Source organism: Pantoea sp. ARC270 (genome assembly GCF_003236725.1).
Taxonomy (GTDB): domain Bacteria; phylum Pseudomonadota; class Gammaproteobacteria; order Enterobacterales; family Enterobacteriaceae; genus Pantoea; species Pantoea anthophila.
Genome location: NZ_PUGA01000023.1, coordinates 40,726 through 59,972, shown reverse-complemented (window position 1 = coordinate 59,972; position 19,247 = coordinate 40,726). Strand labels below are relative to the sequence as shown.

Below are 19,247 nucleotides of genomic sequence, written 5' to 3'. Positions count from 1 at the left end.
GTTTACGGGGCGCAGGAGTGGCATGACCCTTGCAGCAGAAGAGAACCTGCCAGAAAGTGCGCCAGCCGAGCGCGCTAACAGAGATAATTTATGATGCGATTCACGCTGAAACAGCTTAAGTACTTCGTCACGGTGGTCGAAACCGAGAGCATCGCCGAAGCGTCACGCCAGCTGCATATCGCGCAGCCCTCTATCTCCATTGCCATCAAAAATCTCGAAGATACCTTTGACCAGCAGCTGTTTATCCGCCACCACGCTCAGGGCGTCTCACTGACGCCGGGCGGTCGCCGTTTCTACGAGAAGGCGCGCGATCTGTTGCGCCTCTCCTATGAGTTTGAACAGAACTCGCGTGCCGAGCATCAGCTGGTTTCCGGCACCATCGCCGTCGGCTGCTTTGAGTCGGCTGCGCCGCTCTATCTGCCCAGACTCATTGCCGGGTTTAAAAAAATCTATCCCGATATCACCATTGAACTCTATGACGGCGAGCAGCATGAGCTGATGCACGGGCTGCACCGCGGTCGTTTCGATCTGGCGTTTCTCTACGATCTCGATCTTGACCACTCCATCAAAAAAGAGCCGCTGAACGCGCCGCATCGCCCCTATGCGCTGCTGCCCGCCGCGCATCCGCTGGCGAGTCAGGCGACGGTGACGCTGCAGCAGCTGAGCCGCGAGCCGATGATCCTGCTGGATGCGATTCCGAGCAAAAATTACTTTATCCGCATCTTTAAAGAGAAGGGCTACCATCCCGACGTCGCCTACAGCTCGCCGTCGATTGAGATGGTGCGCTGTATGGTGGGTCAGGGATTAGGTTTTTCCGTGCTGGTGACGCGCCCCTGTTCTGATATGACCTATGACGGGCAGCAATTAATTCATCTTGAGATAGAAGATGAGATGGCGGACTCAACGCTCATTATGGCTTACCTGCAAAATAATGAGCCAACCCGACCGGCGCAATTATTTATGGAGTATTGTCGTCGCGCCGAACTTTTTCCGGTTGCGGCGCGTTAATAATGCGCCTGGCGCGCAGCCTAATAAATTCCTATGCAGGTGTTAGCTTTATAATATTTTACCCGCTCTGTCGGCTCAAATAGTCTTGGAAACCTCTCCTATGGTGAATATATCAGCCGGCGGCTGGTTGAAGGACGCGGAAATGACAGAGATGAAAACAGAAATTGATACCCTGGTGATTGGCGCCGGGCAGGCGGGTGTCGCCATGAGCGAACACCTGAGCCGCCTCGACGTTCCGCATCTGGTGCTGGAGAAAAACCGCATCGCCGAGGCCTGGCGCAGCGGACGCTGGGATTCGCTGGTGGCCAACGGTCCCGCCTGGCACGATCGTTTTCCCGGTATGGCCTTTCCGGGATGCGAACCCGACAGCTTCGTCGCCAAAGAGAAGGTGGCGGACTACTTCGTCGCCTATGCAGAGAAGTTTCACGCGCCGATCCGCACCGGCGTCGAGGTGCTGCACGTGGCACGCAACAGCGGGCGCGCAGGCTTTACCGTGCGCACCTCGGAGGGCGTCATTGAAGCGCAGCGCATCGTCGCGGCCACCGGTCCCTTTCAGAAGCCGGTCATTCCGCCAGTCGCGCCGGAGAGCGACCGTCTGACACAGCTTCACTCGGCGGACTATCGCAATCCGCAGCAGCTGCCGGAGGGGGGCGTGCTGGTCATCGGGGCGGGCTCTTCCGGCGTGCAGATCGCCGATGAGCTGCAGCGCGCCGGAAAAACCGTCTATCTCTCCGTGGGTCCGCACGATCGTCCGCCGCGCGCCTATCGTCAGCGCGACTTCTGCTGGTGGCTCGGTGTACTGGGCATGTGGGATGCGGCGGCCAGCCAGCCGGGCAAAGAGCACGTCACTATCGCGGTAAGCGGGGCGCGCGGCGGCCATACGGTGGATTTCCGCGCCCTGGCGCACCAGGGAGTGAATCTGGTGGGCATGACGCAGGCGTTCGACGGCGACACGGTGCGCTTTCAGCCCGACCTTGCGCAGAACATCGCGCGCGGCGACGCCAGCTATCTGGCGCTGCTGGATGCGGCGGATGCCTGGATTGCCCGCAACGGACTCGATCTGCCGGAAGAGCCGGAGGCGCGTCACTTTATGCCCGATCCCCGCTGTGTGACTCATCCGCTCAGCGAACTCGACCTTGCCCGCGCGGGCGTGACCAGCCTCATCTGGGCGACCGGCTATGTGGCGGATTACAGCTGGCTGGCGGTCGACGCTTTCGATGAGAAAGGAAAACCGCAGCACCATCGTGGCGTATCCACCGAGCCGGGCGTCTACTTTCTCGGCCTGCCCTGGCTCTCCCGCCGCGGCTCTACCTTTATCTGGGGCGTGTGGCACGACGCAAAATATATCGCTGACCAGATTGCGATTCAGCGCCAGTACCAGCACTACCCGACCGCGTCGTCCTTATAAACCGAGCAGGAGAGCAATGATGCCAACCCATACCCGCATCCGCATGTTCAATACCAAAGAGACCTATCCCAACCAGGCGCTCGACAACGATCTCTGTCAGGCCGTGCGTGCAGGCAACACCGTTTATGTACGCGGCCAGGTCGGCACCGACTTCGACGGTAATCTGGTCGGGCTGGGGGAGCCTGGCGTGCAGGCGGCACAGGCGATGAAGAACGTGAAGCAGCTGCTGGAAGAGGCGGGCAGTGACCTGTCGCATATTGTGAAAACCACCACCTATATCACCGATCCGCGCTTCCGCGAGCCGGTCTATCTGGAAGTCGGTAAATGGCTGAAGGGCGTTTTCCCGATCTCGACCGGGCTGGTGGTTTCGGCGCTGGCGCAGCCGCAGTGGCTGATGGAGATCGACGTGATTGCGGTGATCCCGGATAACTGGCACGGCCAGGAGGCGCAATGACCCTTTCAATAAGTGCGCGTTGCGAAGAGAGCGGGCAGCTGGGCGTTGCCATCAGCTCCTCCAGCATTGCGGTCGGGGCACGCTGCCCCTGGCTGCAGGCGGGGACGGGGGCGGTCTCCAGCCAGAATATTACGCTGCCCGCACTGGGACAGCAGATTCTGGCGCAGCTGGAAGCGGGTGCCTCAGCGCAGGAGGCGCTGAGGCTGGCCCTGGCGGAGGATCGCTTCAGTGAGTATCGTCAGGTCACGGTAATCGATTCCGGCGGTGAGGTGGCCCACTTCAGCGGCAGCGAAACCCTGGGCGTCTGGAAGGTCGCGCAGGGAGAAAACTGCGTGGCGGCGGGCAATATGCTGGCCGACGGCGCGGTGATCGACGCGATGATTGCGGCCTTTCACGCCTCCTCCGGCGAGCTGACCAGCCGGCTGATCGCCGCACTGCAGGCGGGGATTGCGCGAGGCGGCGAGGCGGGGCCGGTACACTCTGCTGCCGTGAAGGTGGTGGATGACTACACCTGGCCGCTGGTGGATCTGCGGGTGGACTGGGCCGACGAGGATCCGGTCGGCGAGCTGTCACGCCTGTGGCTCGCCTACGAGCCGCAGATGGAGGCCTACGTGACGCGCGCCCTCGACCCGCGCGAGGCACCGGCCTACGGCGTGCCAGGCGATGAATAGCGCGCTGCGCGAGACGCTCTCGGCCCTGCTCGCCTTCGATACCACCAGCCGCGAATCGAACCTGGCGCTGATCGCCTTTATCCGTGACGCCCTGGCACAGCGCGGCATGACGGCTGAGCTTTTTTATAACGAGAGCGGAACGAAAGCTAACCTGTATGCACGACTGGGACCGGCGGGCGATGGCGGCGTGCTGCTGTCGGGGCACACCGACGTGGTGCCGGTCGAGGGTCAGCGCTGGACGGTTCCCCCCTTTGCACTGACGGAGCGCGACGGACGCTGCTATGGCCGCGGCAGCGCCGACATGAAAGGGTTCATCGCCTGCGTGCTTGCTTCGCTGGATCGCTTCCTGGCGCAGCCGCTGCGTATGCCGCTCCATCTGGCGTTTTCCTATGACGAAGAGGTGGGCTGCCTGGGCGTGCGTTCGCTGGTGGCGCACCTGCGAGCGTCGCCGGAGAGACCGGCGCTCTGCATTATCGGCGAACCGACGAATATGCAGCCGGTTTATGGTCATAAGGGGAAGGTGGCGATGCGCTGTCAGGTGCGAGGCCACGCCTGCCATTCCGCCTATGCGCCTTCCGGCGTCAACGCTATTGAGCAGGCGGCGAAGCTGATTAACCACATCACCCGCGTCGGTACGGCGCTGCAGCAGACGCAGGATGCGCGGTTCGATCCACCGTTCAGCACGCTGCAGGTCGGCACGATTCAGGGGGGGACGGCGCTGAATATTGTGCCGCAGGATTGTCAGTTCGATTTTGAGCTGCGCACGCTGCCCACGGCCGATGCCGGGGCGGTGCTGGAGGATATTGCGGCCTTTGCGCGTCATCAGCTGCTGCCCGCTATGCGGGAGAAGGCACCCGAGAGCGATATTGCTTTTGAGCCGCTGGGTGCCTATCCCGGTCTGTTAACCGATCCACAGAGCGACTTCGCCCGCTGGCTGGCTGACTGGAGCGGCAGCGAGGCCTTCTCTACCGTGGCCTTTGGCACGGAAGGGGGGTTATTTAATGAGGTGGGGATCGCCACGCTGATTTGCGGGCCGGGCAGTATGGCACAGGGACATAAAGCGGATGAGTTTGTCGCGGTGGCGCAGCTTGAACGCTGCATGGCGATGCTGGGTCATCTCTGCGACTGGATGCGTGCGGCGTAATGGCATGTGGCGCGTGTATCGAACGTTCGATAACGGGTTCGCTCTGAAAAGCAAAAACCCAGCCATAGGCTGGGTTCTTTAAATATGGTGCCCGAACCCGGAATCGAACCAGGGACACGGGGATTTTCAATCCCCTGCTCTACCGACTGAGCTATTCGGGCAACGGGGCGCATTAAACCGTAAAGGCCGCAGGCCGTCAACGGCTTTCACTAAAAAACCCCGGAAAACGTGTCTGATTGCCTGCTTTTCAGTCAAAAGGGGTAAAACCTCAGGCCAGCGCCCCGTTTTTGCGGCACAGCGCGATGTTGTAAACATCTTCCGCCAGGCGCTGAGCGGTGGCGACATCCTGCACGTTGCGCTTCACCAGCAGCTTGCTCAGGCAGCCTTCAAGAATCAGCTCCATCTGGTCGGCGACCATGCTGGGGTTATCCAGACCCTGTTCCACCAGAATCTCATGGGTAAACTGCCAGGAGCCGCGTTTCTGCTGCTCGGCCAGCTGGTGAATGGGCTGATCGGGCTGCGGGTAGAAGCTGCAGGCGGCGATAAACAGGCAGCCCGGAAAACGCCCTTTGCTGACCTGTTCACTCAGGACTTCATAGCGTGCCATCAGTTTCTGATCTGCCGACAGCGACGCATCCAGCAGGATCTGGCGACGCCAGGTTTCAATCTGCTGCCCGTGATAGCGCAGCGCATCGTAGAGCAGGGCGTCGCGGTCGGGCCAGAACAGCCGGAGCTGCTCTGAAGGTAATCCGGAACCCGCCAGGTTTTCCAATGAGAGGGTGGCGGCGAGGCCGTTCTGTTCAAGCACATTCAATGCATGCTCGAGTATCTGTTCACGCTGCAAGTGACTCTCCTCTGGTATGCAGGCCCGGCTGTTTTACCGGGCAATGACCTGACTCCAGTGTTGTTTACGGGGTAAGTTTCTGCAAATGCGCGCGGAAATCAGCGGCATCCAGAAACCCGGTGATACGCGAACCGGGGATTTCCCGGCCCTGCGCATCAAAGAACAGAATTGTGGGTAAGCCCAGTACCTGAAGATGCTGTAACAGTGCGTTGTCGCGGGCGTTGTTGTCGGTGACGTTGGCCTGCATTAGCTGCACCTGACGCAGGCTATCGCGCACGGCGCGGTCACTGAAGGTATATTTTTCAAACTCTTTACAGGCGACGCACCAGTCAGCATAGAGATCGACCATCGTGATGCGACCGCGGGCCTGCTGCAGCGCACTGTCGAGCTGCTGCGGCGTCTGAAGGGTCTGGAACGGCAGGGGGGTTACCGCCTGCTGCGTGGCCGGATCGCCAAAGGCCCAGTCCTGCAAGGGTCGCGCACTGATCAGCGCAGCGGCCAGCATGACAATCTGCACGACGCGCCACTTTCCGCTGCTGGCACGCAGGCTGAGGCTGAACGCCCAGCCAAAGAACGCCACGCCAAGCAGACTCCAGAGCCGCCATCCCCAGGCCTCGCCCACGATGCGCTCCAGCAGGAACACCGGCAGCGCCAGGATGACAAACCCGAAGCCCTCCTTGACGGTCTGCATCCACGGGCCGCTTTTCGGCAGCAGGCGGTTACCAAACAGGGTCACGGCGATCAGTGGCAGCCCCATCCCGACGGCATAGAGCCACAGCGTACCGGCGCCGGCCCACAGATTTCCGCTCTGCGCGATGTAGAGCAGAATGGCGCTGAGCGGAGCCGTAGTGCAGGGCGAGCAGATCAATCCCGCCAGCGCTCCCATAAGGAAGACGCCGGGCAGCGATCCGCCCCGCTGGCGATTGCTCCACAGGGTCAGGCGGGTTTGCAGGCTGGCGGGCAGTTGCAGGGTAAACAGGCCAAACATGGAGAGAGCCAGCACGATAAACAGCAGCGAGAGCGTGATGAGCACCCAGGGATGCTGCAGGGCGGCCTGGAAACGCAGACCGGCTGCGGCGACCACCACGCCCAGCAGCGTGTAGGTCAGCGCCATCCCCTGCACGTAGACCATCGCCAGGGCAAACAGGCGTCCCAGCGAATAATGGCGCTGGCCGCCCAGGATAATGCCGGCGATCAGCGGGTACATCGGCAGCACGCAGGGCGTAAAGGCGACGCCGATGCCGATCAGCAACGCCCACAGTGGCGAAAAGGGTAGCGGACTGGCGGAGGCGGGCTGAACCTCAGCCTTAGCGCTGGCGGACGCTGGCGGGCTGTCTGCGGCTACCGCATTCAGCGGCACGGATCGCGTCTCCGGCGGGTAGCAGAAGCCGGCAGCCGCACAGCCCTGATAAGTCACGCTGAGCGTGGCACCCGGGCCTGCCTGTTGCAGCGTCACCGGCAGCGTCAGATCCTGCGGATAGATCTCACTCTTGCCGAAAAATTCATCTTCATGCGGCTCTCCGGCAGGCAGCGTCAGCGGTGCGAGGGTCGCATTCTTTGGCGTGATGTGAATCTGCTGGCGATAGAGGTAATAGCCTGACTTCACTTTCCAGTGCAGGTTGAGCTGCGCACCCTGCTGGTCGAAATCAAACGTAAAGGCCTGATTGACGGGCACAAAGCGGCCGGTCGCCGGACTGGAAAAGAGGGAAGCGTGCGCCTGCAGACAGACAAACAGCGTCAGCAGAAGCGTTATTAAGCGAGAGATGCGTGCAGCCATGACAAGTATTCACTGTCTCCATGTTGAACCGGCAGTGCCAGCAGTTCGGGCACGTCGTAAGGGTGCGCGGCTTTAAGCAGATCGCACAGTGCCTGCTGATGATCGCTGTCGCACTTCAGCAGCATCTGCACTTCACTGCTCTGCTCAATCCGGCCCTGCCAGCGATAGCAGGAGGTCGCGCCGGGCAGCAGGGTGACGCAGGCCGCCAGCCTGGCTTCCAGCGCCAGGGTCGCAAGCTGTTGCGCCGTGGCCTGATCGGGGGCAGTACAGAGCATAACGACGGCATTCATCCTGTGACTCCTGTGTGATGAAAAGAGCGCCGATGATAGCATGCTCCCTTCATAACACGATGGCACCGCTACAAGAGCAGTCCGCCAAAGATGAAGCCGGAAAGCACCGACAGCGCGATAGCGATAACGCCGGGAATGATAAAGGCGTGGTTGAACACAAACTTACCAATCCGGGTGGAGCCGGTATCGTCCATCTCAACGGCGGCCAGCAGTGTGGGGTAAGTGGGCAGCACAAACAGTGCCGATACCGCCGCAAAGGAAGCAATCGCGGTGAGCGGGGTGACGCCCAGCAGCAGGGCGGCCGGCATCAGTGCCTTGGTGGTCGCCGCCTGTGAGTAGAGCAGCATGGAGGCAAAGAAGAGCACCAGCGCCAGCATCCACGGATAGGTTTTCAGCGTGTCGCCCGCCAGCGTCTGAATCTCTGCCAGATGCGCTTTGACAAAGGTGTCGCCCAGCCAGGCGACACCCATCACACAGATACAGGCACTCATGCCGGACTTAAAGGTGCTGGCGCTGAGGATTTCGCTGGTGTCGAGTTTGCAGGTCAGGCTAATCAGCGTCGCGATGGTCAGCATAAACACCACAATCGCTTCGTTGCGTGGCAGCGGCGGATCGGCGATCAGCCCGACGCTGGCGCTGGTGGCGGTGGCATAGAGCACCACGGCAATAATGCCCGTCAGAAACAGCAGCACCGAGCGTTTCGCCCCCGGCTTCGGCTGGTAGACGCTGGCACCTCGCAGGGTAACTTCCCTTTTGGCGAGACGCGCCTGATAAACCTCATCATCTTTAAGCTCTTTGCCGAGGAAGTTAGTGACCAGCGCGGCCAGGAAGAGGCCCACCATCGTGGCGGGGATCGCAATCGCCAGCAGCGTGATGTAGCTGACGCCGCGCGGTTCCAGCAGCGTGGCAAAAAAGACCACGGCGGCGGAGATGGGAGAGGCGGTAATCGCGATCTGCGACGCCACCACCGCAATCGACAGCGGACGGGAAGGGCGCACGCCCTGCTCTTTGGCCACTTCCGCGATCACCGGCAGCGTCGAGAAAGCGGTGTGACCGGTGCCTGCCAGCAGCGTCATCAGGTAGGTTACCAGCGGGGCCAGCAGCGTGACGTGGCGCGGATGTCGGCGCAGCAGGCGTTCCGCCAGGCTCACCAGATAGTCCATGCCGCCCGCCACCTGCATCGCCGCGATGGCGGCGATCACCGCCATGATGATCTCTATCACGTCGAACGGGATAGCGCCGGGTGCCATACCAAAGCCCAGCGTCAGGATCAGTACCCCCATCCCGCCGGCGAATCCGATACCAATGCCGCCAAGACGTGCGCCCAGCCAGATCGCCATCAGGACGACAAGCAGCTCAACCACAAACATGAATCACTCCTGCAAAGTTAACCGGTGAACTCCGGGAATGCTGTGTACCAAAAAAAAAGGCACACCATGTTGATCGCGGTGTGCCTTTGGTTAACCCGCGTGGGTTAAACCCTACTGCTCGTTTTCATCGGTGTAGCGTTTTGCTTTATAAACCGGATACATCAGGTTCTGCACCGAGAAGATATCGTCCAGCTCACTCTCCGTCAGCAGGCCGCGCTCCAGCACCACCTCACGCACACTTTTCCCGGTTTCGGCACAGATTTTGCCGACGATGTCGCCGTTGTGGTGGCCGATGTAGGGGTTGAGGTAGGTCACGATGCCAATTGAGTTGAAGACGTAGGCCTCGCACACCGCGCGGTTGGCGGTGATGCCGTTGACGCACTTCTCCAGCAGGTTGTAACAGGCGTTGGTCAGGATGCTGATCGACTCAAACAGCGCCTGGCCAATCACCGGCTCCATGACGTTAAGCTGCAGCTGACCCGCTTCAGAAGCCATGGTCACGGTGGTGTCGTTGCCAATCACCTTGAAGCAGACCTGGTTAACCACTTCCGGTACCACCGGGTTCACTTTGGCCGGCATGATGGAGGAGCCCGCCTGCAGCTCAGGCAGGTTGATTTCATTCAGGCCGGCGCGCGGACCCGAGGAGAGCAGGCGCAGGTCGTTACAGATTTTAGAGAGCTTCACCGCCAGGCGTTTCAGCGACGAGTGAACCATCACATAGGCACCGCAGTCGGAGGTCGCTTCAATCAGATCTTCCGCCGGAATGACCGGCAGGTTGCTGACTTCCGCCAGACGCTGCACGGCCAGATGCTGATAGCCATCCGGCGTGTTAAGACGGGTACCGATGGCGGTCGCGCCAAGGTTAACCTCCAGCAGCAGTTCGGCGGTGCGCAGAATGCTTTTGGTCTCTTCGTTCAGCAGCACGCTGAAGGCGTGAAACTCCTGCCCCAGAGTCATCGGCACCGCATCCTGCAGCTGGGTTCGGCCCATTTTCAGGATGGTCTGGAATTCATCGGCTTTGCGCTGGAAGCCTTCAGACAACTGGCTGATGCCATCAAGCAGTTTCAGCAGCGAACTGTAAACCGCGATGCGGAAACCGGTCGGGTAGGCGTCGTTGGTGGACTGGCACTTGTTTACATGGTCGTTGGGGTTGAGATACTGGTATTCCCCTTTCTGGTGGCCCATCAGCTCAAGACCGATGTTTGCCAGCACCTCATTGGTGTTCATGTTGACCGAGGTCCCGGCGCCGCCCTGATAGACATCCACGGGGAACTGATCCATACAGCGGCCCTTGTTCAGCACTTCGTCGCAGGCCTGAATGATGGTATCGGCAATGTTACGCGGGATGGTCTGCAGCTCTTTGTTAGCCATCGCTGCTGCTTTTTTTACCATCACCATACCGCGGACAAATTCAGGTATGTCACTGATTTTGCTGTTGCTGATATAAAAATTTTCAATCGCACGCAGAGTATGAACGCCATAATAGGCATCCGCCGGAACTTCGCGCATACCTAACAGGTCTTCTTCGATACGAATGTTGTTCGCCATGATAACCTTCTTGTTGTTGCCGCTAACCATCACAAAGGATGTGTTTATTTTGTCGTGGTGTGCCCGTGCCGACATATTATCCGTCTTCATAGAGGCGTGTGCGATCATATTCTGATGCCCGGGAAAAGCACGCATGCAGATCGCTAATGCTGCTGCCGGGTTAACGATATGTGAAGTTGGTTACAAAATTAACCCCGCAGGATAAATTTGACAGGATCGGTTGAAAAGGGCGGCGCGGGTGCCCATCTCTTTTCTTATCCTCCTCAGGATGAACGCTTTCTGCTGACCGGCACGCTGCCGTTCAGCCTCTACTTACAGGAGAGTACGGTGCGCTGGATACCGTTATTAGTCTTTTTTGTTCTGGCCTGGATTGAGATTTCACTGTTCATCCAGGTCGCGCACGTCATGGGCGTGCTGCTGACCATGCTGCTGGTGGTGTTCACCTCCTGCATCGGGGTCTCGTTGGTAAAAAATCAGGGCATGAAAAACTTCATGCTGATGCAGGAGAAGCTGGCGCGTAACGAAAGCCCGGCCACGGAGATGATCAAAAGCGTCTCGCTGATCATCGCCGGTTTCCTGCTGCTGCTGCCGGGCTTCTTTACCGATTTGCTGGGCCTGCTGCTGCTGCTGCCCCCGGTTCAGAAGCATCTCACGCTGAAGCTGATGCCCCATCTGCGCGTCTGGCGCGGGCCGGGAGCCGGACCGGACAGCGGCTACACGATGGACGGCGAGTTTGAGCGTAAAAACAGCGATCGCCTTGAGCATCACGACGATCACCAGGATCGTTAACCGCCATTGTCACCACTGAAAGCGCAACCTCCGGGTTGCGTTTTTTATTTGTGCCGTCGTCTGTTTAAAAAAGCATCACTTATGGCTTCCATAGAAAAAATTTGTTGTTAGCCCCCTTGAAAGCGGGTGGGGATGGCCCTATCTCACAGGTCACGAGGCCGGAAGCCATGCAGCCCGGTGTTCAACCCCAAAACTGAATGATTGGACTTCTCAAAGGAGAGCTATCACATGAAAATTCGTCCATTGCACGATCGCGTCATCGTCAAGCGTAAAGAAGTTGAAGCTAAATCAGCTGGCGGCATCGTGCTGACCGGTTCTGCAGCCGGTAAATCTACCCGTGGTGAAGTTCTGGCTGTCGGCAATGGCCGCATCCTTGAGAGTGGCGACGTTAAGCCGCTGGACGTGAAGGTTGGCGACGTGGTGATCTTCAACGAAGGTTACGGCGCTAAAACCGAAAAGATCGACAACGAAGAAGTGCTGATCATCTCTGAAAGCGACATTCTGGCGATTGTCGAAGCGTAATTTTTTCGCGTAACTCACTGAACGAAACGAATTTAAGGGACAATTGAAATGGCAGCTAAAGACGTAAAATTCGGTAATGACGCTCGCGTAAAAATGCTGCGTGGCGTGAACGTACTGGCAGATGCAGTAAAAGTTACCCTGGGCCCGAAAGGCCGTAACGTGGTTCTGGATAAATCTTTTGGTGCACCGACCATCACTAAAGATGGCGTGTCCGTTGCGCGTGAAATCGAACTGGAAGACAAGTTCGAGAACATGGGCGCGCAGATGGTGAAAGAAGTGGCCTCTAAAGCGAACGACGCTGCAGGCGACGGCACCACCACCGCGACCGTACTGGCGCAGGCTATCATCACCGAAGGTCTGAAAGCCGTTGCCGCGGGTATGAACCCGATGGACCTGAAGCGCGGTATCGACCAGGCCGTTGTGTCTGCCGTTGAGAAACTGAAAGCGCTGTCTGTACCTTGCTCAGACTCTAAAGCGATTGCGCAGGTAGGTACTATCTCTGCTAACTCCGATGAAACCGTGGGCCAGCTGATTGCTCAGGCGATGGAAAAAGTGGGTAAAGAAGGCGTGATCACCGTTGAAGAAGGCACCGGCCTGCAGGACGAGCTGGATGTGGTTGAAGGTATGCAGTTTGATCGCGGCTACCTGTCACCGTACTTCATCAACAAGCCAGAAACCGGTGCGGTTGAACTGGAATCGCCGTTCATCCTGCTGGCTGACAAGAAAATCTCTAACATCCGTGAAATGCTGCCCGTGCTGGAAGCCGTTGCGAAAGCCGGTAAACCTCTGCTGATCATCGCGGAAGATGTTGAAGGTGAAGCCCTGGCAACGCTGGTGGTCAACACCATGCGCGGCATCGTTAAAGTGGCTGCGGTTAAAGCACCAGGCTTCGGCGACCGTCGTAAAGCCATGCTGCAGGATATCGCTATCCTGACCGGCGGTACCGTCATCTCTGAAGAGATCGGTATGGAGCTGGAAAAAGCTGCGCTGGAAGATCTGGGTCAGGCAAAACGTGTTGTGATCAACAAAGACACCACCACCATCATCGACGGTGTGGGTGAAGAGAACACCATTCAGGGCCGTGTTACCCAGATTCGTCAGCAGATCGAAGAAGCGACCTCTGACTACGACAAAGAAAAACTGCAGGAGCGCGTCGCGAAACTGGCAGGCGGCGTAGCCGTTCTGAAAGTGGGCGCAGCCACTGAAGTTGAAATGAAAGAGAAGAAAGCGCGCGTTGAAGATGCGCTGCACGCAACCCGTGCTGCTGTCGAAGAAGGCGTGGTTGCAGGTGGTGGTGTGGCGCTGGTTCGCGTTGCAGCACAGCTGTCAGAGCTGCGTGGTCAGAACGAAGACCAGAACGTCGGTATCAAAGTTGCGCTGCGCGCGATGGAAGCACCACTGCGTCAGATCGTCTCTAACGCCGGTGAAGAGCCTTCTGTTGTGGCGAACAACGTGAAAGCGGGCGACGGTAACTACGGTTACAACGCGCAGACTGAAGAGTACGGCAACATGATCGACTTCGGTATCCTGGACCCAACCAAAGTGACCCGTTCTGCGCTGCAGTACGCGGCCTCTGTTGCGGGTCTGATGATCACTACCGAGTGCATGGTCACTGACCTGCCAAAAGGCGACGCACCTGATTTAGGCGCAGGCGCTGGCGGTATGGGTGGCATGGGCGGTATGGGCGGCATGATGTAATTGCCGTTGACTGCCTGAGTCACAAAAGAACCCCCGACCGGAAACGGCCGGGGGTTTTTCTTTTGGGCAGGAAAATAGTATAAGTAGTGGCGCAATCGTACGTCTTTCCTCCTGATATTTCCCGTTGTCTGCACGCTGTCTGCAGTTGTCCGGCTGAATTCACTGATGTTCAGTTCATTCTTCAGGCAGGCAGCGTCGCCGAGATGTAACATGAAATATTGAGGGGATATAACGGGATTAAGGCAATGAATGTGCAGAAAAAAGTGCTTTTTTTCTGCTACGCTGCCACCCGACTCTGATGATAATAAATGGGGATTACAATGCGGATTAACCTCTTGCCCGGACTGACGGCTGGCGTGTTATTGCTGGCGGGCTGCAGCAGCTCTACGCAACTCTCTTCAGCAGGCGAGCGCGTGACGTTTACCGATCAGCAGCCTGCCAGTTCCTGCCAGCTTCTGGGCAACCTTACCGGCTCACAGAGCAACTGGCTGAGCGGTGCAGGCGGCGAAACCAGCGCACTGCGCGGTGCAGCCAATGACCTGCGCAATCGCGCCGCGGAGATGGGCGGCAACGTGATTTATGGTGCCACCAGCCCGACACAGAATCTGCTGTCTGCGTTTGCGCCTCTGGACAGCAAAATGACCGGTCAGGTCTACAAGTGCCCATAATGTGGCATGGGTAGTACAGCGAATCTCAGCGGCCAGCCTTGTGCTGGCCGTTTTTATTCCTGACGCAGCTGTAAATCCAGCGGCGTTTTACTCGGCTCTCCGCCAATTTCCCGCGCCAGTTTCGGCACCAGATAGCCGGAAACCTGTGACAGTAACGCCCGCACCAGCTGGCGCGCCTCATCGTCAGACACAAAGAAATGTGCGGCACCCTGCACCTTATCCAGCACATGCAGATAGTAGGGCAGAATGCCCGCATCAAACAGGGCATTGCTCAGGGTGGCCAGCGTCTGCGCATTATCGTTCACGCCCCGTAGCAGCACACTCTGATTCAGCAGGGTGACACCGGCCCGCTTCAGGCTGCTCATCGCCTCACGCAGCGCATCATCAATCTCCTGCGCATGGTTGATGTGCGTCACCATTACCACCTGCAGGCGGGTCGCGCGAAGCATCTCACAGAGCTGATCGGTAATGCGTGCCGGAATCACTACCGGTAAACGACTGTGGATGCGCAACCGCTTCAGGTGCGGGATCTTTTCCAGCGCGGCAATCAGCCACGCGAGTTCATGATCTTTCGCCATTAATGGATCGCCGCCGGAGAAGATAATCTCATCCAGTTCCGGATGATCGGCGATATAGTCCAGCGCCGCCTGCCAGCTTCGCTTATTACCGGGATTATCCTGATAGGGGAAGTGACGGCGGAAGCAGTAGCGGCAGTTGACCGCACAGCCGCCTTTGACCAGCAATAACGCCCGGTTGCGGTATTTATGCAGCAGTCCGGGCACCGCGTTACTTTGTTCATCGAGCGGATCGGTGCTATAACCAGGCGTATCGATGAATTCCTGACGCTGCGTCAGAACCTGAAGCAGCAACGGGTCGTGCGCATCGCCTTTTTTCATCCGGCTGATGAAGGCATGCGGAACGCGCAGAGCGAAAAGCCGCCGCGCATCCGCGCCAGCGGCCAGCTCAGGATGCTGTTCCAGGGCTAAAATACGCAGTAATTCATCAGGTTCAGTGACAACATCAGCAAGTTGCTGCAACCAATCTTCTCTGGAAGGTATTTTTAGGGTTACAATGTGTGCCATTTTTTTGGCTTAGTACCAGTATCAATTTTCGTAGAGGGCCTTCATGGCGACTTATTCTAGCAACGATTTCCGTCCCGGTCTTAAAATCATGTTCGAAGGCGAGCCGTATGCCATCGAATCCAGTGAGTTCGTTAAACCGGGTAAAGGTCAGGCATTCGCACGCGTTAAAATGCGTCGCCTGCTGACGGGTTCTCGCGTTGAGAAAACTTTCAAATCCACCGACTCCGCCGAAGGCGCAGACGTAATGGATACCAACCTGAGCTACCTGTACAACGACGGTGAGTTCTACCACTTCATGCACCAGGAAAGCTTTGAGCAGTTCCCGGTTGAAGAGAAGACTGTGGGCGAAGCAGCGAAATGGCTGCAGGACAACGCAGAATGTATCGTTACGCTGTGGAACGGTCGTCCTATCGCTGTTCAGCCGCCGAACTTTATCGAAGCTGAAATCGTGGAAACCGATCCAGGCCTGAAAGGTGACACTGCCGGTACCGGCGGTAAACCTGCCAAGCTCTCTACCGGCGCGGTTGTAAAAGTGCCACTGTTCGTTCAGGAAGGCGAAGTGGTGAAAGTTGACACCCGCTCTGGCGAATACGTGTCACGCGTGAAGTAAGATTCGCAGGCGCATCTCCGGATGCGCCTTTTTCTTGTCTGAGAGAAAAAAATGAAAAAGCTGGCAAAATTAATCGCATTCGCGTTGCTGGTCTCCTCTGCATTAAGTGCCTGCAACACATTCCACGGTTTTGGCGAAGATGTCTCCCACTTAGGTGGTGCCATTTCGCGTGCGGCAAAATGACCTTAACGGCTTCTCCTTTTTAAAGTTCCGCGGCAGCATCCGCCGGAAATCCGGCTATGCTTAAAGCGCTGTACTTTACATCCATCAAAAAGGACATTGTCATGTTAAAGAAAAGTATTGCCGCGATCTTCTCTGTACTGGTGCTCTCTTCACTGCTGACGGCTTGCAACACTACGCGTGGCGTGGGTGAAGACGTCGAAGCGGGTGGCCAGGCGATTCAGAACAGCACGAAGTAACCTGTTATTACAGCCGGTACGAAAACGGTTTTGTACCGGCTTATTCCCTCTGCACTATTTCTGTTTCACCCAGATTAACTCATCAACCGGGAAGCCATCACGGCGCGCCTGATCAACCAGTTTCTCTTTGACGCCCGGCTCCAGCTGCGGTGTGCGCGACAGTATCCACAGGTAGTGGCGATTCGGGCCACACACCAGAGCATAGCGGTAGTCGGGATCCAGGGCGATAACGTTGTAGCCGCCGTAGAAGGGGCCAAAGAACGAGACTTTCAGGGCGGCGCGCTGCGGCTCACCGGTGAAGTAGGCCTTACCGACGCTCTCCTGCCAGCGCTGTTTTTTCACGTTATAGCCACGATTGATCACTTTCAGGCCGCCATCTTCACGCGGGCTGTAGTTAGCCGTGACCTGCTCCAGACCGCGTTCAAACGGATGATTGAGGCGGGCAATCTCATACCACTGACCGAGATAGCGCTGGCTGTCAAAGTTCTCAACAACCGTGACGTTTTTAGGTGGCGTGGTGCTACAGGCAACGGAGAGAAAAGCGCTGAGGCTGGCGACAAGGGTTTTCCATAAAGACATAGCGGGATTCCTTTGTGATTTAACTGCTTAAGTATAGAAGCCGAAGCGCTGTTTTTGGCATCGCCGGCATGAGATTGTTTGCCGCAGGCATTGCAGGTAGACTTCCACCCCTTATTTGTATCAGGAGTCATCACCATGAGCGAAACGGCAAGCTGGCAACCAAGCGCATCCATCGCCAATTTGTTAAAACGCGCCGCGATTTTAGCGGAAGTGCGTCGTTTCTTTGCCGATCGTGGCGTACTGGAAGTGGATACGCCAGCGATGAGCCAGGCCACTATTACCGATATCCATCTGGTGCCTTTCCAGACGCGTTTTGTCGGGCCTGGTGCGTCGCAGGGGCGCGATCTCTGGCTGATGACCAGCCCGGAATATCATATGAAACGCCTGCTGGCAGCGGGCAGTGGTCCGATCTATCAGATGGGGCGCAGTTTCCGCAATGAAGAGGCGGGACGTCATCATAATCCGGAATTCACCATGCTGGAGTGGTACCGGCCGCACTACGACATGTACCGCCTGATGAATGAGGTGGACGATCTGCTGCAGCAGGTGCTGGAGTGTGACAGCGCAGAGTCGCTCTCCTATCAGCAGGCCTTTATCCGCCACCTGGATCTGGATCCGCTGTCGGCAGATAAAGCGCAGCTGCGTGAAGCGGCAGAGAAGCTGGGCGAAGGCGAGCTGGCGCGTGCAGAAGAGGATCGCGATACGCTGCTGATGCTGCTGTTTATGCTGGGCGTGGAGCCGAAGATTGGCCAGGACAAACCCTGCTTCGTTTATCATTTCCCGGCCAGTCAGGCGGCACTGGCGGAGATCAGCACCGAAGATCACCGCGTAGCTGAACGTTTTGAGGTCTATTACAAAGGCATTGAGCTGGCGAACGGTTTCCGTGAGCTGACCGACAGCCGCGAGCAGCGTCAGCGGTTTGAGCAGGATAACCGTCGCCGTGCGGCGCGCGGTCTGCCGGTCCATCCTATTGATACTTATCTGCTGGATGCGCTGGCGCACGGTATGCCCGCCTGTTCCGGGGTCGCGCTGGGTATCGATCGGCTGATTATGCTGGCGTTAAAAGCAGAGTCACTGAGTGAGGTGATCGCCTTTCCGGTTGATCGCTGCTAGTCCGTGGCTCACAGACGATGACGGAGCAGAGGGGAAGGGGTGGCCCGGATGAAGAGCAAAGCGTCCGAGCCAGGATGGCGAGGCCGACCGCCAGGGATGGCGGCCTTCTTTGCGATCAGCCGGGCCACCCCTGACCGGGCACCTGTTTCAGCTAACCACTGTTATCAGGAAATTCCTGAATGGTGACCGGCAGCGTCAGTTTCTGATCGTTGCGCAGCACCTGCACATCAATCACGGAACCGGGACGAATCTCTGCCACCTGATCCATGGTCTCCTGCGCCGAGATGGCTGGCTTACCGTTTACGCTGAGCAGTACATCGTTGGCCTGAATTCCGGCCTTGTCCGCCGGTCCATCCGGCGTCACCACGCTGACGATAATGCCCTGAACCCGATCCAGATTGCTGCCCTGTCCATGCAGCGGCGGCAGCTCACGACCGGTAATACCGATATAGCCGCGGATCACCCGACCATCACGAATCAGCTTATCCATGATCTTCGAGGCTAAAACGGTGGGGATGGCGAAACCAATGCCTTCCGGCGTTTCGCCATCGTTACTTTTATCAAAGGTCAGGGTGTTGATGCCCATCAGCTCGCCAAGCGAGTTAATCAGCGCGCCACCGGAGTTACCCTGATTGATCGACGCATCGGTCTGCAGGAAGTTCTGGCGGCCTGATGAACTCAGTCCAACCCGGCCCGTAGCGCTGATAATGCCCTGCGTCACCGTCTGCCCCAGGTTATAAGGGTTGCCTATCGCCATCACGACATCACCGATATGCGCCTGGCGATTGGGATTGATCGGGATGACAGGCAGGCCGGAGGCGGTGATCTTCAGCACGGCCAGATCGGTCATGCCGTCGGAACCGACCAGCGTGGCCTCAAAGAAGCGGCCATCCTGCAATGCCACGATAATCTGATCGGCATTATTGATGACGTGCTTGTTGGTCAGGATGTAGCCTTTGGCATTCATAATCACCCCCGAGCCCAGGGTGGTAATGCCACGGTTGTTGTTGCCGTGGGCGCTCCGGTTATAAACGTTTACAACGGCAGGCACGGCGCGGCGCACCCCCTGATTGAAGCTGAAGGGCGTTTCGTCGTTGATATCGTCGTGGTTATAGAGGGCGTCGCTGCCCATACGCAGTGCAGGCAGTGCTGCGAGTAAAATACCCGCCACAATCAGGCCCAGCACTACGGCACGCAAAAGTTTAAGAAACATGGTGTTAAATCACGCCAGGGGAGATCGCTGGGCAGAATAA

The 19,247-nt window shown here is 58.0% G+C and carries 21 protein-coding genes and 1 tRNA gene; 13 read left to right on the top strand and 9 right to left on the bottom strand.

Annotation, left to right across the window (positions count from 1 at the left end):
• The first annotated feature begins 90 nt into the window (after positions 1 to 90).
• The 5 genes from CKF42_RS11965 to argE all read left to right on the top strand — a co-directional run bounded on the left by CKF42_RS11965 (position 91) and on the right by argE (position 4,685).
• Positions 91 to 1,008: a LysR substrate-binding domain-containing protein gene (locus CKF42_RS11965; RefSeq protein WP_046101059.1), complete on the top strand. Its 918-nt coding sequence runs from the start codon at positions 91 to 93 to the stop codon at positions 1,006 to 1,008.
• 142 nt (positions 1,009 to 1,150) lie between these two features.
• The gene (locus CKF42_RS11960) at positions 1,151 to 2,416 is read left to right on the top strand and encodes an NAD(P)/FAD-dependent oxidoreductase (protein ID WP_111208273.1); all 1,266 of its coding nucleotides are present in this window, start codon (positions 1,151 to 1,153) and stop codon (positions 2,414 to 2,416) included.
• A gap of 19 nt (positions 2,417 to 2,435) precedes the next feature.
• Entirely contained in the window at positions 2,436 to 2,870 is a 435-nt protein-coding gene (locus tag CKF42_RS11955; protein WP_009092511.1) for a RidA family protein, read from the top strand.
• A complete protein-coding gene (locus CKF42_RS11950; RefSeq protein WP_046101061.1) occupies positions 2,867 to 3,541 on the top strand; it encodes a DUF1028 domain-containing protein in 675 nt (224 codons plus the stop codon). The genes CKF42_RS11955 and CKF42_RS11950 overlap by 4 nt, the downstream gene beginning before the upstream one ends.
• Positions 3,534 to 4,685, top strand: coding sequence for an acetylornithine deacetylase (gene argE, locus CKF42_RS11945; RefSeq protein WP_111208272.1), 1,152 nt, complete (start codon positions 3,534 to 3,536; stop codon positions 4,683 to 4,685). The genes CKF42_RS11950 and argE overlap by 8 nt, the downstream gene beginning before the upstream one ends.
• A gap of 85 nt (positions 4,686 to 4,770) precedes the next feature.
• Here the strand turns inward: argE and CKF42_RS11940 are convergent.
• The 6 genes from CKF42_RS11940 to aspA form a co-directional block, all read right to left on the bottom strand.
• A tRNA-Phe gene (locus CKF42_RS11940) sits at positions 4,771 to 4,846 on the bottom strand.
• A gap of 107 nt (positions 4,847 to 4,953) precedes the next feature.
• Positions 4,954 to 5,529, bottom strand: coding sequence for a transcriptional regulator (locus tag CKF42_RS11935; RefSeq protein WP_046101062.1), 576 nt, complete (start codon positions 5,527 to 5,529; stop codon positions 4,954 to 4,956).
• A 64-nt stretch (positions 5,530 to 5,593) separates the two neighbouring features.
• Positions 5,594 to 7,306: a protein-disulfide reductase DsbD gene (locus CKF42_RS11930; protein ID WP_111208271.1), complete on the bottom strand. Its 1,713-nt coding sequence runs from the start codon at positions 7,304 to 7,306 to the stop codon at positions 5,594 to 5,596.
• On the bottom strand, positions 7,282 to 7,596 hold the full coding sequence (gene cutA / locus CKF42_RS11925) for a divalent cation tolerance protein CutA (protein WP_111208270.1): 315 nt from the start codon (positions 7,594 to 7,596) through the stop codon (positions 7,282 to 7,284). Before cutA ends, CKF42_RS11930 begins: the two co-directional genes overlap by 25 nt.
• A gap of 68 nt (positions 7,597 to 7,664) precedes the next feature.
• Entirely contained in the window at positions 7,665 to 8,966 is a 1,302-nt protein-coding gene (locus CKF42_RS11920) for an anaerobic C4-dicarboxylate transporter (protein WP_111208269.1), read from the bottom strand.
• Between the two features lie 111 nt (positions 8,967 to 9,077).
• Positions 9,078 to 10,514, bottom strand: coding sequence for an aspartate ammonia-lyase (aspA, locus tag CKF42_RS11915; protein ID WP_009092504.1), 1,437 nt, complete (start codon positions 10,512 to 10,514; stop codon positions 9,078 to 9,080).
• Between the two features lie 327 nt (positions 10,515 to 10,841).
• On the opposite strand from aspA, the gene CKF42_RS11910 reads away from it, so the two are divergent.
• The 4 genes from CKF42_RS11910 (at position 10,842) to CKF42_RS11895 (ending at position 14,191) form a co-directional block, all read left to right on the top strand.
• The gene (locus CKF42_RS11910) at positions 10,842 to 11,303 is read left to right on the top strand and encodes an FxsA family protein (protein ID WP_181161912.1); all 462 of its coding nucleotides are present in this window, start codon (positions 10,842 to 10,844) and stop codon (positions 11,301 to 11,303) included.
• A gap of 228 nt (positions 11,304 to 11,531) precedes the next feature.
• Positions 11,532 to 11,825 (top strand): co-chaperone GroES, encoded by a 294-nt coding sequence (locus CKF42_RS11905; RefSeq protein WP_009092502.1) that lies wholly within the window; start codon positions 11,532 to 11,534, stop codon positions 11,823 to 11,825.
• A 48-nt stretch (positions 11,826 to 11,873) separates the two neighbouring features.
• Positions 11,874 to 13,523, top strand: coding sequence for a chaperonin GroEL (gene groL, locus CKF42_RS11900; RefSeq protein ID WP_058957038.1), 1,650 nt, complete (start codon positions 11,874 to 11,876; stop codon positions 13,521 to 13,523).
• A gap of 320 nt (positions 13,524 to 13,843) precedes the next feature.
• Positions 13,844 to 14,191 (top strand): DUF4156 domain-containing protein, encoded by a 348-nt coding sequence (locus CKF42_RS11895; protein WP_009092500.1) that lies wholly within the window; start codon positions 13,844 to 13,846, stop codon positions 14,189 to 14,191.
• A gap of 53 nt (positions 14,192 to 14,244) precedes the next feature.
• Here CKF42_RS11895 and epmB read toward each other — a convergent pair whose 3' ends face one another.
• Entirely contained in the window at positions 14,245 to 15,273 is a 1,029-nt protein-coding gene (gene epmB, locus CKF42_RS11890; RefSeq protein WP_009092497.1) for an EF-P beta-lysylation protein EpmB, read from the bottom strand.
• Positions 15,274 to 15,316: 43 nt separating this feature from the next.
• Here epmB and efp point away from each other — a divergent pair, with 43 nt between their 5' ends.
• From efp to CKF42_RS11875, 3 genes are all read left to right on the top strand, one after another.
• On the top strand, positions 15,317 to 15,883 hold the full coding sequence (gene efp / locus CKF42_RS11885) for an elongation factor P (protein WP_009092495.1): 567 nt from the start codon (positions 15,317 to 15,319) through the stop codon (positions 15,881 to 15,883).
• A gap of 51 nt (positions 15,884 to 15,934) precedes the next feature.
• Positions 15,935 to 16,066, top strand: coding sequence for an entericidin A/B family lipoprotein (locus tag CKF42_RS11880; protein WP_009092493.1), 132 nt, complete (start codon positions 15,935 to 15,937; stop codon positions 16,064 to 16,066).
• 101 nt (positions 16,067 to 16,167) lie between these two features.
• Positions 16,168 to 16,302 carry an entericidin A/B family lipoprotein gene (locus CKF42_RS11875; protein ID WP_003848302.1) on the top strand — a complete coding sequence of 45 codons (135 nt, stop codon included), beginning with the start codon at positions 16,168 to 16,170 and terminating at the stop codon, positions 16,300 to 16,302.
• A 54-nt stretch (positions 16,303 to 16,356) separates the two neighbouring features.
• On the opposite strand, the gene CKF42_RS11870 is transcribed toward CKF42_RS11875, so the two are convergent.
• Positions 16,357 to 16,881, bottom strand: coding sequence for a lipocalin family protein (locus tag CKF42_RS11870; RefSeq protein WP_111208268.1), 525 nt, complete (start codon positions 16,879 to 16,881; stop codon positions 16,357 to 16,359).
• 135 nt (positions 16,882 to 17,016) lie between these two features.
• Between CKF42_RS11870 and epmA the strand changes: the two genes are divergently transcribed.
• On the top strand, positions 17,017 to 17,994 hold the full coding sequence (gene epmA / locus CKF42_RS11865) for an elongation factor P--(R)-beta-lysine ligase (protein WP_009092488.1): 978 nt from the start codon (positions 17,017 to 17,019) through the stop codon (positions 17,992 to 17,994).
• A gap of 151 nt (positions 17,995 to 18,145) precedes the next feature.
• Here the strand turns inward: epmA and degS are convergent, their stop codons facing one another.
• Positions 18,146 to 19,207 (bottom strand): outer membrane-stress sensor serine endopeptidase DegS, encoded by a 1,062-nt coding sequence (gene degS / locus CKF42_RS11860; RefSeq protein WP_046101068.1) that lies wholly within the window; start codon positions 19,205 to 19,207, stop codon positions 18,146 to 18,148.
• Positions 19,208 to 19,247 lie beyond the last annotated feature (40 nt).

Excerpts from the sequence above, each read along its gene's own strand:
- CKF42_RS11965 (WP_046101059.1), top strand. The coding sequence starts at position 91 with ATGATGCGATTCACGCTGAAACAGCTTAAGTACTTCGTCACGGTGGTC.
- CKF42_RS11960 (WP_111208273.1), top strand. The coding sequence starts at position 1,151 with ATGACAGAGATGAAAACAGAAATTGATACCCTGGTGATTGGCGCCGGG.
- CKF42_RS11955 (WP_009092511.1), top strand. The coding sequence starts at position 2,436 with ATGCCAACCCATACCCGCATCCGCATGTTCAATACCAAAGAGACCTAT.
- CKF42_RS11950 (WP_046101061.1), top strand. The coding sequence starts at position 2,867 with ATGACCCTTTCAATAAGTGCGCGTTGCGAAGAGAGCGGGCAGCTGGGC.
- argE (WP_111208272.1), top strand. The coding sequence starts at position 3,534 with ATGAATAGCGCGCTGCGCGAGACGCTCTCGGCCCTGCTCGCCTTCGAT.
- CKF42_RS11930 (WP_111208271.1), bottom strand. The coding sequence starts at position 7,306 with ATGGCTGCACGCATCTCTCGCTTAATAACGCTTCTGCTGACGCTGTTT.
- cutA (WP_111208270.1), bottom strand. The coding sequence starts at position 7,596 with ATGAATGCCGTCGTTATGCTCTGTACTGCCCCCGATCAGGCCACGGCG.
- CKF42_RS11920 (WP_111208269.1), bottom strand. The coding sequence starts at position 8,966 with ATGTTTGTGGTTGAGCTGCTTGTCGTCCTGATGGCGATCTGGCTGGGC.
- aspA (WP_009092504.1), bottom strand. The coding sequence starts at position 10,514 with ATGGCGAACAACATTCGTATCGAAGAAGACCTGTTAGGTATGCGCGAA.
- CKF42_RS11905 (WP_009092502.1), top strand. The coding sequence starts at position 11,532 with ATGAAAATTCGTCCATTGCACGATCGCGTCATCGTCAAGCGTAAAGAA.
- groL (WP_058957038.1), top strand. The coding sequence starts at position 11,874 with ATGGCAGCTAAAGACGTAAAATTCGGTAATGACGCTCGCGTAAAAATG.
- CKF42_RS11895 (WP_009092500.1), top strand. The coding sequence starts at position 13,844 with ATGCGGATTAACCTCTTGCCCGGACTGACGGCTGGCGTGTTATTGCTG.
- epmB (WP_009092497.1), bottom strand. The coding sequence starts at position 15,273 with ATGGCACACATTGTAACCCTAAAAATACCTTCCAGAGAAGATTGGTTG.
- efp (WP_009092495.1), top strand. The coding sequence starts at position 15,317 with ATGGCGACTTATTCTAGCAACGATTTCCGTCCCGGTCTTAAAATCATG.
- CKF42_RS11880 (WP_009092493.1), top strand. The coding sequence starts at position 15,935 with ATGAAAAAGCTGGCAAAATTAATCGCATTCGCGTTGCTGGTCTCCTCT.
- CKF42_RS11875 (WP_003848302.1), top strand. The coding sequence starts at position 16,168 with ATGTTAAAGAAAAGTATTGCCGCGATCTTCTCTGTACTGGTGCTCTCT.
- CKF42_RS11870 (WP_111208268.1), bottom strand. The coding sequence starts at position 16,881 with ATGTCTTTATGGAAAACCCTTGTCGCCAGCCTCAGCGCTTTTCTCTCC.
- epmA (WP_009092488.1), top strand. The coding sequence starts at position 17,017 with ATGAGCGAAACGGCAAGCTGGCAACCAAGCGCATCCATCGCCAATTTG.
- degS (WP_046101068.1), bottom strand. The coding sequence starts at position 19,207 with ATGTTTCTTAAACTTTTGCGTGCCGTAGTGCTGGGCCTGATTGTGGCG.